Below are 10745 nucleotides of genomic sequence, written 5' to 3'. Positions count from 1 at the left end.
GGACCCGGCGGCGAAGTGCTCCTCGGGGCGCATGAAAGAGACCCCGGCGAACGCTTCCACCTGGCCGTAACACTCCATCAGGACCGGTCCGAACAGCGCGATGGCCCGCCGCAGCTTCTCGGCCGACATGGGAGCCGCTGCGTACAGCAGATAGCGAAGGGAGGTCAGATCCCGGTCCTCGAGCCCCGGCGCCTCCATCAGCCGGTAGACGACCGTGGGGGCGAGGAAGAGCTCGGTGACCCGATGCCGCTCGATCGCGTCGAGGATCGCCGTCGGCTCGGCCCCGGGCAGGAAGACCACCGTGCCGCCGCGCGCCGTGGCGGCGAGGCTGATCACGCCGGAGGCATGGCTGATGGGCAGCGCGGCGAGGTCGACGATCGGGTCGTCGGCGCGGTAGTGGAACGCCATCATCAGATGCGCCAGGCACGTGGACAGGGACCGGTGAGTGTTCATCACACCCTTCGGCTCACCGGTCGTGCCGCCGGTCGAGGAGATGGCCACCACGTCGTCCATCGCGTAGTGCACGTCCGGCGGTGTCGCGGGCAGGCCGGCGGTCCACTCCGACAGCGAGGGGGCATCGGCCGCCGCGTCGTCGAGACACACGTACTGCGTGACCTTCGGCATGGACGGAGCCAGCTCGGCCACGGTCGACGCCATCGAACTGTGGAAGAACAGCACCTCGCAGTCGAACGTCTCGATCACCCGCCGCAGATCTGCCGGGGGAGTGGTGGGGTTCAGCGGCACCCAGGCCGAGCCGGCCCGCCAGATGCCCAGCACGCTGATCCAGGCACGCGCGTCGTTGGGTGACAGGACACCGGCCTTGGTCCCTTGAGCGAATCCCGCCCGCAACAAGGCGTGCGAGACCCGGCAGGACAGCTTCCCTGCATCGTCGAACGTCCAGCTCCGGTCGTCACACACGTAGGCGACCGAGTCCGGAGAGTGCCGCCAGCCGCGGTCGAAGAAGTCGATGATCGCCACTACGCCCCCAATACCGTGATGGCGGCGACCGCTTCCTCGCCGCCGTAGAAACCGCCGCCGTTCTCCGCGAGCGCGACCCGGGCGCCCGGCACCTGGCGGACACCGGCCTCCCCGCGCAACTGCCGGACGAGTTCGTACACCTGGGCCAGGCCGGTCGCCCCGAGAGGATGCCCCTTGGATTCCAGGCCTCCGGACGGGTTGACCGGCAAGCGTCCGCCCAGCGCCGTCACCCCGGCCTCGGCGGCCGCACCGCCGGCACCGGGTTCGCACAGGCCGAGGAGTTCGGTCTGCTGGATCTCACCGAATGCCGTGGCGTCGTGCAGTTCGGCCACGTCGATGTCCTGCGGGCCCAGCCCGGCCCGTTCGTAGGCACGGGCCGCCAGCAACCCGCTGATGTGCTGGTCCCACGCGTCCCGCGGGTGGGTGACACCGGTACCGACCACATGCGCCAGCACCCGCACGAGGCGGCCGCGGGCGGCCATGCGCCGCAGTCCCCGCTGACCGCACACCACCACGGCGGCCGCGCCGTCGGTGACCGGTGCGCACATCGGCACGGTCAGTGGAAACGACAGGGCGCGAGCGGAAAGAACCTCATCGACGGTGAATTCCCGTCGGTGCTGTGCCTTCTCGTTGTGCACGGAATGCCGATGGTTCTTGGCCGCTACCGCGGCGATCTGCCGCTGCGTGGTGCCAAAGCGCTTCATATGCGCGCGGGCCATGGCCGCGTAGATATCCATGAAAATGCTGCGCCTGCCGGCGTGCGAGTCATCGCTCTCACCGCCCAGATCGGTCAAGGCAGCCGTCAGCCCTGCCGGATCCGATACGTCGTACGCGCCGTTGAAGACCGCCATGGTCCTGTCGCGGTCGGCGACGTTCATCTTCTCGGAGCCCACCGCCAGCGCGATGTCCACGGCACCGGCGCGGATCTGATCGACCGCCAGATGCAATGCCGTGGCACCTGTGGCGCAGGCATTCTCGACGTTGTACATCGGGATCCGCTCGAACCCCATGCCACGCAGTGCGATCTGGCCGCCCACCATGAGTTGACCCTGCAGCGCCCCCTGGGTGGTGTTCCCGAAGAAGGCCGCCTCCACGTGACGCTGCTCCAACCCCGCGTCGGCCAGGGCTTCGTGGACTGCTTCGGCGGCCAGGCCCGGCACCTCACGATCGGTGTGGTGGGCGAATTTCGTCATCCCCACCCCGGCGATCCAAACCTGCTCCGCCACGGACCGACTCCTTTTGTCTGAGAGCGTTTTATTCATGAGCCCTGACGGACCCTCAGGGGCAGCCGACCACTTGGGCCGCGTAGGACAGCCCGGCGCCGAAGCCGAGCAGGAGGACCGGAGCGCCGCTGGGGATCTCGGCACGTTCCACGAGCTTGGACAGCGCGAGCGGAACGCTGGCCGCCGACGTGTTGCCGGAGTCGACGACATCGCGCGCGACGACGGCGTTGGTGGCGCCGAGCCGCTTGGCCACGGCCTCGATGATCCGCAGATTGGCCTGGTGCGTGACCACGCCGGCCAGATCGGCCGGTGCGACACCGGCTCGCTCACAGGCCTGACGGGCCACCGGAGCGAGGGAGGTCACCGCCCAGCGGTAGACGACGTGCCCGTCCTGCCGGAACAGGGCGGGCGGACCGGCCGGCCCACTGGTGCCCAGGACGATGGCAGAGCCGCGCTGAGGCTGAGAACCCCACACCACCGGGCCGATGCCGTCGGACCGGGAGCCGTCGGTCGCGGTGACGACCGCGGCTCCGGCGCCGTCACCGAAAATGACGCAGCTGGAGCGGTCCTGCCAGTCGAGGAAGTCGCTCATCTTGTCCGCGCCGATGACCAGCGCGGTACTGCTGCCGCCGCCCCGGATGGCCTGATCGGCGGTGGCCAGCGCGTAAGTGAACCCGGCGCAGGCGGCGTTGAGGTCGAAGACGGCCGCCGCGGGAACCCCCAGATGGTGGGCGACCCGGGCGGCGATGCTCGGCATACGGTCCACCGCGGTGCAGGTCGCGACGATCACCAGATCGATGTCGCCGGAATCCACCCCCGCCCGGGCGACGGCCTTGGCGGCGGCACCGATCGCCATGTCGGCGACGCTCTCGTCCTGGGCGGCTATGTGGCGTGTGGCGATGCCGACGCGGGACCTGATCCACTCGTCGGACGTGTCGACCATGGCGGCGAGTTCGTCGTTGGTGAGTACGCGCGTGGGCTGGTGATGGGCGAGTGACAGTATCCGGCTGCCTGCGGTGGTGGCGGTCACGAGTCCTCCATGGGGTCACGTTCCGGGATGCGAGGCGCCGCGCGGTTCAGGGCACGGCGTCATGCGAACAGGCCGGACTCAGGCCACGCCCCGTCGTGCGGGGGGAAGGGTCTGCGGTGCCGGGCCGGCCAGGGCGTCGGCGATCGTCGCCAGCACGTCGGACACCGCCGAGTGCAGGAAGAAGTGCTCGCCGGGAAGGACGATCAGCTCGGAGTGGGCGCGGGTCTGCCGCAGCCACCGGTGCAGCCGCGTCCTCGCCACGAGCGGGTCCGCCTCGCCGCCGAACACGGTCATGGGCACCGCCAGCGGCGGGAGCGGCTGATAGAGGTACGTCTCCAGGACCGAGAAGTCGGCACGCAGCGCAGGCAGGATCAGCTCCATGAGCCCGGCGTCGTCCAAGAGCTCAGGCGGCGTGCCACCGAGGAAACGCAGCTCCTCGATCACATCGGCCTCCGGCGCCGCGTGGATCGGCTGCCGGGTGCGCGGCAGGTCGGGAGCGGCCGATCCGGAGACGAAGAGATGCGCCGGCTGAGGCAGCCCCCGGTCGCGCAAGGTCCTGGCGAGTTCGAAGGCGATCAGAGCGCCCATGCTGTGGCCGAACAGGGCGTAGGGCCGGTCCAGATGCTCCGCCAGGGTGTCGGCCAGCATCTCGGTCAGCAACGGCATCCTGCTCACCGGGGTCTCGCTCCAGCGGGCACCGCGGCCGGGCAGCTCAAGCGGGTGTACGTGCACGTGATCGGGGGTCAGGTCGTGCCAGGTCCGGTACGCCGACGCGTTGCCGCCCGCGTACGGGAGGCAGAAGAGACGGACCCCCGCCTCGTCCCTCGGCTCTGACTGGGCAAACCACGGGTTGCGCATGGTGTGCTTCTCCTTGGTCGTGTTCCGTGCGCAGCGGTCCTGCGCAGGTCAGACGGCCACGCCGCCGTCGATCTGGAACGTCGTGCCGGTGATGTACGCGGCCCGGTCCGAGAGCAGGAACGAGACCAGGTCGGCCACTTCGTGCGGCTCACCGAACCGTCCCAGCGGAATGCGCTGCCGGAACTGCTCCCGCGCGTCGGCCGGCAGCTCCATGACGGGGTCGGTGGCGACGAAGCCGGGCACGACCACGTTCGCCCGGATCCCGTACCGGCCGACCTCGCGGGCCAGGGACTTGGTGAACCCGATGATCCCGGCCTTGGACGCGGCGTAGTTGGTCTGTCCGGCGTTGCCGTACAGGCCGGCGATGGAGGACATCGTCACGATCGCACCTCGGCGACGCGCGATCATTCCGTTGATGACGGTCCGGCAGACGTAGTACGTGCCGTCGAGGTTGACCCGCTGGACGTCGGTCCAGTCGTCGTCCTCCATGGCCGCCAGCGGACCGTCGCGCAGCACGGCGGCCGAGGTGACCACCGCGGAGACCGGCCCGAGGGCCGCCTCGATGCCGTCGATGAGTTCCTCCACCGCGAGGCTGTCGCCGACATCGGTCCGGCGCAGGTACGTCCGCCGGCCCAGCGCGCCGATCTCCTTCTCCAGGCTCTCGGCGGCGGCCGTGTCGGAGGCGTAGCACACCGCCACGTCGAAGCCGTCCTGGGCGAGCCGCAGCGCGACGGCGCGGCCGATTCCGCGTGAGCCGCCCGCCACCAGCGCCACCGGGGCGGCCTGAGACGTTCCGGCCGGGTCGGGTGCGGTGCTCATGCCCTGCCCTCCTGGTTCTCCGTGGTCAGGTCTTCTCCTGCCAGCAGGCGGCGCAGCTCCTCTTCCACCTCGTCGTCGGACAGCTCGGCGAGCGCGTCCAGGTCGGCTGCCGGCTCGTCGCGGCTGAGCACCTCGATGCGGTTCTCGGGGCGGTCGGCCGCCGATCGGGGGCCCGCGTCCAGCAGGTCGGCGGTGTGCGCGACCGTGGGCCGTTCGAAGAAGGCGCGCAGGTCGAGTTCGGCCCCGAGCCGGTTCTTGAGACGGGTGCCGATCTGGACCGCGGCCAACGAGTGGCCGCCCAGGGCGAAGAAGTCGTCGTCGACACCGACCCGGTCCACACCCAGGATCTCCTGCCACACCTCGGCGACATCCCGCTCGCGAGCCGAGCGGGGAGCGACGTACGGCGTTTCCAGGTCCGGGCGGGGATGGCTGGCTCCGGGCGGGGCGAGTTGCTCCATCTCCTGCTGCAGCAGCTCGGGGGTCAAGGACCTGGCGAGTTCGCGTACGGCGGTGAAGTCGCGGTGCGAGACGACGAGATGGCCCGGCAGGCCCGGAGCGGCGAGGAGGCGGGCGAAGACGTCCTTGCCCTGGTCCTCGGTGATTCCCTCGGCGAGGGTGCGCAGGACCCCGGTGTCCGCCTCCGCGGCACGCCCGTCGTCCGCGTCGGCCGCGTCGGCCGGCGCAGCCTCGGCGGCGCGCGTGATCTGGTCGCGCAGACCCTCCAGGTCGTTGATCCGCTTGATGGTGAAATCACCGATCCGGACCAGCAGCCGGCCCTCCGGGTCGAGGATCTCGATGTCGCATGTACTGGTCTCACCCGCGGAGTCCCCGGCTCCCTTCACCTCCACATAAGCGTGGACGGTGCTGGTCAGGCCGCGGTGGAAGCGCAGGCTGCGATAGCTGAACGGCAGGTAGTACGTGTCGGGGGCGTGGACTCGCGCGGTGCCGCCGGCAGCGTCGAGCAGGGCCGGGTGCAGCAGGTAGTGGTCGAGGTCGCCGTGGTACTCCTCGTCGAGCCGCAGGGTCGCCATCACCCGCTCCGGGCCGACCTGAATCTCCCGCATGCACCTCCAACGGGGCCCGAACGAGAACTCGATCGGCCCGCCCTTCTCGAACCGGTCAAGGCGCAGGCCCAGCTTGATGGACTCATCGGTGTCGAGGACCTCCGTCACCGCGCAGCCGGCGCGGAGTTCGTCCAGGTCCCGCACGGTCTCCTGGACGGGTTCCGGGAAGGCGACGGTGCCGCGTGCGTGATCTGTCCAGGCCACCGCCCCGGGCGCACCGGTGCGGCTCTGCACCGCGAAGTGCCACCGGCCGTCGCGTTCTTCGATGGTGGTGAAGACTTCCCGGCTCTGCCCGTCGGGGACGACGACAGGGATCATGTACTGCACGTCGCCGATCTCGATGTCCCGCCCGGCGGCCTGCTCGGCGACGGCGGCCCGGACCAGTTCGAGGTAGGCGGTGCCCGGGACGAGGCCGTGGTTCTGGATGCGGTGATCGGCGACGATCCAGCTGTCCTCGGTGCTGAGGACCGTGGCGTAGGTGCGGGACGTGGGGGTGGAGCGCACCAGGCGCCGCAGCAGCGGATGGCCGTCGAGCGGGGTGCCGGAGTCGAGGCCGAACCTGGAGTCCAGTCCGGCGGCCATACCGACGCCTCGCCAGGTGTCCCAGCCGACCGCGGTGACGGGAAGCCCGCTCTCGCGGCGCTTGTACTGTGCCCACGCGTCGAGGAAGGCGTTGGCAGCCGCATAGTCGCTCTGTCCGGGACCGCCGAGGACGGCGGTCACGGACGAGCAGAGCAGCATGAAGTCGAGGTCGTCCTCCCGGCAGACCTCGTCGAGGACGAGCACCCCGTGCGTCTTGGCGGCGAGCACCTGCCCGGAGTCGACCGGGGACTTGGTGACGATCATGCCCTGCGACGGCAGGCCCGCGGCATGTACGACGCCGTTGAGAGGTCCTGCCAGGGCCCTCAACTCACCGACGGCCTGCCGCATTTCCTCCTCGTCGGTGACATCGGCGCGCAGCAGGACCAGGCGGGCGCCGAGCGATTCGAGGTGCCGCAGCCGCTTGATACGGATGCTGGTGGCGTCGCTGTCGTCGTGCGCCGCGAGGTGGGCGTCCCAGTCGGCGGCCGCCGGGAACCCGGAACGGCCCAGCAGACCGAGAACGGGCCGGCCGACCGCGGTCACGATGTGCTCGGCCAGGGCAAGGCCGATGCCGCCGAGGCCGCCGGTGATGAGGTAGACGCCGCCGTCGCGCAGGGCGGTGCGCGCTGCGTCGCCGCCGGTGATCCAATCCACCCGTTCGAAGTCACGGGCCCACACGTGGCGTCCACGCACGGCGAGTTCGGTGCTGGGGACGGTGCTGTCGAGAGCTGTGAGCACGGTGTCGACAGCCTGCTCGTCCGTGCCGGCGCCAGTGATGTCCAGGACACGGCAGGCGGTACCGGCGGTCTCCTGGGGGATCACCGTGGCCGCACCGAGCAGCAGAGCGTGTTCGGGCTTCAGCGCTTCATCGCCCGTGACGTCGTACACCCCGTTGCAGAGCACATCGAGGGTGACCGGTGCGGGCAGCCGCTCGGAGCCCAGGGCCTGGGCAAGCGCCAGGAGGCTGTCGAAACCGGTGCGGCGCGAGGCGTCCAGCCGCGCGCGGGCCAGGGCCGCGCCGTTCGCGGGCCCTTCGGCGGTACTCCACAGGTGGATGAAGCGGATGCGCTGCCCGTCCCCGGCCGCGAAGGGGGGTACGGCCAGGGACGAGGCGAGCGCGGCCAGATGGTCTCGTTCGGCGGGATCCAGGGTCCAGGCGTCCTCGCCGGTGTGTTCCAAGGTGGTGCCCGCGGTGACGCGCACGACGCGGTCGCCCAAGGCTGCCAGACGGTCGGCGACGGCGTCACCAAGGTCGAGCCCCGTACCCAGGACGATCCAGGTGTCACCCGTGGCAGCGGCCGCGTCCCGGACGGGCAGGGCGAGGCGCTGCCAGACGGGAGCGTAGAACCAGTTGTCCGCGGTGGCGCGGGCGGGCTCCGCGCCCTGGAACGCGCGCGGCTGCCCGGAGGGCTCGACCCAGTAGCGCCGCCGCTGGAAGGGATAGCCGGGCAGGGACACGGGGCGGTGGACGTCGGGGCCAAGGACGGACTCCCAGGCGACGCGGACACCGGCGCTCCATGCCGCCCCGACGCCGCTCAGCAGATGAGCGTCGTCGGGGGTCTGCTCACCAGGATGGGGCAGGGAGCCCGCGACGGTGCGACCCGGCGTCCAGGACCGGTGGGCGCGCACGAAGTTGGCCAGGTTCTGGCCGGGCCCCACCTCGAGCGGGACGAGGAAGGGGTCGGCGAGCAGCACATCGAGCGCGTCACGGAATCGCACCGGCCGACGCAGATGCGTGCCCCAGTAGTCGGGACTGGTCGCCTCCTCGGCGGTGATCCAGGTACCTGTCACGTTCGAGAGGAAGGGAATCACCGGCGGATGCAGGGTGACGGCGCGGACCTCTTCGGTGAACGGGTCCACAGCACCGTCCATGTCAGGGGAGTGGAAAGCGTGCGAGGTGTGCAGGCGACGGCACCCCACTCCCTCCTCCTTGAGCCGCTGCTCAAGGGCGTCGACGGCCTGCGGGGTGCCGGATACCACGGTGAGCGCCGTGGAGTTGACGGCGGCGAGGGCCAGTCCTTCTCCCAGCCGGGCGACGGTCTCGTCCTCGGGGAGGAACACGCTGAGCATGGCGCCGCGCGGCATCTCCTGAACAAGCCGGCCGCGGGCCGCGACCAGACGCACCGCGTCCTCCAGCGAGAACACGCCCGCCAGGCAGGCGGCGGCGTACTCACCGATGCTGTGACCGGCCATGGCGCGGGGCTCGACACCCATGGACTGCCACTGCCGGGCAAGGGCGAACTCGACGCAGAACAGGGCAGGTTGGGCCAGCTGCGTCTGCCGCAGCCGTTCGGCGTTGCGCGGGTCGTCCGAGCCGAGCACCAAGGCGCGCAGGTCCTCACCCAGGTACGGGGTGAACAGCTCCGCGCAGCGGTCGAACTCGGCGGCGAAAACGCCCTGTCGGTCGTACAGGCCGCGGGCCATCCCGGGGTACTGCGCGCCCTGCCCGGGGAACAGGAACGCGACCGGGGCGTCGTCGGAGGCGGCGACCGAGGGCGCGGTCCGTGCCAACCTGCGCAGCGCGGAGACCGCCTCGCCCGTCGTGGGGGCGACGACGGTGCCCCGGTGGGCGAACTGGGCTCGACGGTGGGCCAGGGTATGGGCGGCGGCGTCCAGGGCGACGTCCGCGTCCGCCTCCAGGCGGTCGGCCAGGCGCTCGGCGGCCTCGGCGAGCGCGGGCGCCGACTTCGCCGACAGCGGCAGCAGACGGGGACGGGCCTGGGCCGTGGCGTCGCCGGCTCCGTCGGAGCGCTGTTCCGGCTGCTCCGGCTCTTCTACGGGGGCCTCTTCCAGGACGACGTGGACGTTCGTGCCGCCGATGCCGAAGGAGCTGACGCCGGCCCGGCGCGGCTCGTCCTCGCGCGGCCAGGCGCGCAACGCGGTGTTCACGTAGAACGGGCCGGACTCCAGCTCCAGGCCGGGGTTGGGCCGCTCCCAGTGCAGGGTCGGCGGGATCGCCTCGTGCTTGAGGGCAAGAGCCGCCTTGATCAGTCCGGTGACACCGGCAGCGGCGTCGAGGTGACCGACGTTGCTCTTGACCGAGCCGATCGCACAGCGGTCCTGACCGTCGGCGCCCGCGCCGTAGGCACGCGTGAGGGCGGCCAGCTCGATGGGGTCGCCGAGCGGTGTGCCGGTGCCGTGTGTCTCGACGTAGCCGACGGTGGCGGGGTCGATGTCGGCCAGGGCCAGCGCCTCGGCGACGACCTCGGCCTGACCGTCGACGCTCGGTGCCGTGTAACCGGCCTTCAGCGAGCCGTCGTTGTTGACGGCGCTGGCCAGGACGACCGCGTCGACGCGGTCGCCGTCGGCCCGCGCGTCGGCGAGGCGGCGCAGGACGACGATGCCTGCGCCGTTGCCGGGCACGGTCCCCTGGGCATCGGCGTCGAAGGCCCGGCAGGTGCCTTCCGGGGAGAGGATGCCGCCGGGTTCGTACGTGTAGCCGCCGCGCAGCGGGGAGCTCACGGACACACCGCCGGCAAGGGCGATGTCGCACTCGCCGTTGATCAGGCTCTGGGAGGCGAGATGCACCGCGGTCAGCGAGGTGGAGCAGGCTGTCTGGACGGTGACCGCCGGACCCTTCAGATCCAGCTTGTACGCGGCACGCGTGGCCAGGAAGTCCTTGTCGGAGGCGAGCATCACCTGGTACATGCCGGAGGCGTCCAGGATCTGCTGGTTGTTCATGAGGTTGAACAGCAGATACGTGTTGAGGCCCGAGCCCGCGAAGACGCCGATGCGGCCGTCGAAGCGGGCCGGGTCGACACCGGCGGACTCCAGTGCGTGCCAGGCGCATTCGAGAAAGACGCGGTGCTGGGGGTCGAGGAGCTCGGCCTCGCGGGGGCTGTAACCGAAGAAGCCCTCGTCGAACAGGTCGGCGTCGTCCAGTGCGCCCTTGGCCCTGACGTAGTCGTCGCGGGCGAGCAGCTCGGGGTCCACGCCGGCTTCGGCGAGTTCCTCGTCGGTGAAGACGGTGATGCCCTCGCGGCCCTGTTCGAGATTGCTCCACAGGGCCTCCACGTCGCCCGCGCCGGGGAAGCGGCCCGCCATGCCGATGATGGCAACGCGATCGAGGTCCTGTTCCTGGTCCTGGTCCTGGTGTTGCTGTGACACGTGGATCACCTGTCTCCGCGAGAGGAAGCCCGGCGTTCGGCCGCCTGTTGCCGCCGGTTACGGGACTGACGTCGGTTCTGTGCG

General features: G+C 70.9%; 6 protein-coding genes. All 6 read right to left on the bottom strand.

The features are described from left to right. Positions 1 to 978: class I adenylate-forming enzyme family protein (locus ABD378_RS29330; protein WP_344525569.1), on the bottom strand; the 978-nt coding region annotated here is incomplete at its 3' end. Further along, positions 978 to 2204: a thiolase family protein gene (locus ABD378_RS29325; RefSeq protein WP_344525568.1), complete on the bottom strand. Its 1227-nt coding sequence runs from the start codon at positions 2202 to 2204 to the stop codon at positions 978 to 980. The genes ABD378_RS29330 and ABD378_RS29325, both read right to left, overlap by 1 nt. Positions 2205 to 2256: 52 nt before the next feature. Next, positions 2257 to 3231 carry a beta-ketoacyl-ACP synthase III gene (locus tag ABD378_RS29320; protein ID WP_344525566.1) on the bottom strand — a complete coding sequence of 325 codons (975 nt, stop codon included), beginning with the start codon at positions 3229 to 3231 and terminating at the stop codon, positions 2257 to 2259. A 78-nt stretch (positions 3232 to 3309) separates the two neighbouring features. Then, positions 3310 to 4089 carry a thioesterase II family protein gene (locus ABD378_RS29315; RefSeq protein ID WP_344525564.1) on the bottom strand — a complete coding sequence of 260 codons (780 nt, stop codon included), beginning with the start codon at positions 4087 to 4089 and terminating at the stop codon, positions 3310 to 3312. Positions 4090 to 4137: 48 nt separating this feature from the next. Then, on the bottom strand, positions 4138 to 4908 hold the full coding sequence (gene fabG / locus ABD378_RS29310; RefSeq protein WP_344525562.1) for a 3-oxoacyl-ACP reductase FabG: 771 nt from the start codon (positions 4906 to 4908) through the stop codon (positions 4138 to 4140). After that, the gene (locus tag ABD378_RS29305; RefSeq protein ID WP_344525560.1) at positions 4905 to 10661 is read right to left on the bottom strand and encodes a type I polyketide synthase; all 5757 of its coding nucleotides are present in this window, start codon (positions 10659 to 10661) and stop codon (positions 4905 to 4907) included. The genes fabG and ABD378_RS29305 overlap by 4 nt, the downstream gene beginning before the upstream one ends. Positions 10662 to 10745: the final 84 nt, after the last annotated feature.

The sequence above is a fragment of the Streptomyces rectiviolaceus genome (assembly GCF_039533825.1).
In the GTDB taxonomy this organism is placed as follows: domain Bacteria; phylum Actinomycetota; class Actinomycetes; order Streptomycetales; family Streptomycetaceae; genus Streptomyces; species Streptomyces rectiviolaceus.
Note: the sequence above shows the minus strand (reverse complement) of the source record. Positions and strands in the feature narration are given on the sequence as shown.